The organism is Priestia sp. P5_B4 (genome assembly GCF_056400385.1).
Genome location: NZ_JBFULJ010001370.1, coordinates 1 through 696, shown reverse-complemented (window position 1 = coordinate 696; position 696 = coordinate 1). Strand labels below are relative to the sequence as shown.

The 696-nt window shown below is 35.5% G+C and carries 1 protein-coding gene; it reads right to left on the bottom strand.

All coding sequences use genetic code 11. From position 1 onward, the window contains the following. Positions 1–121 precede the first annotated feature (121 nt). The gene (locus AC1DRF_RS31050) at positions 122–481 is read right to left on the bottom strand and encodes an ArsR/SmtB family transcription factor (protein WP_013057833.1); all 360 of its coding nucleotides are present in this window, start codon (positions 479–481) and stop codon (positions 122–124) included. Between the last annotated feature and the right edge of the window lie 215 nt (positions 482–696).

The following is a 696-nucleotide window of genomic DNA, read 5'->3' as shown; positions in this document are numbered from 1 at the left end:
GCAGCAGGTCTTGCTTTCAATTTCTGTTGAAGAAGATCCGCTGCAGCAGCTTCCGGTATGCTGATGCTTTTTTTTATCTTCGTGTTTCATTGTGTCCCACTCCCTATACGGTAAAAAAAACTTAAATGGTTACGTCTTCTTTTTTAGCAAACATGATATCAATTACTTGTTTAATATGTGCATCCCTTAAAGAATAAAAAGCTAACTTTCCTTCTTTGCGATAATTGGCAATTCCTATATTACGCAGCAGTCTTAAGTGATGAGAAGCAGTCGCAACTGTAGAGCCTACAATATTGGCTACGTCACATACACATAATTCCTCGCCTTTATACAGAGCCAAGACAATTTTAAGCCTCGTTTCATCTCCTAACGCTTTGAACAAGGCAGAAACCCCTTGAACAGCTTCGGCATCGATGGCAGGCTTAATACGATTTACTTTTTCTTCATTAAAACAATAAATATCACAGCGGTCTTTTGGCATGATTTCCTCCTTCATTCAAACATTCAAATGATTGTTTGTTTATAATATATGACAATTTTTAAAAATGTTCAAACATTTATTGAGTATTCGGAATTTTTTTTTGAGCAAAACATAAATATAGGAAGAATAAATATGGAAAGTATGCCTATTAGTGTATGTACTCTGTACTAAATGGTGCGGGCGAAAAGAGAATGACTTTACATGCAGAACAAAAC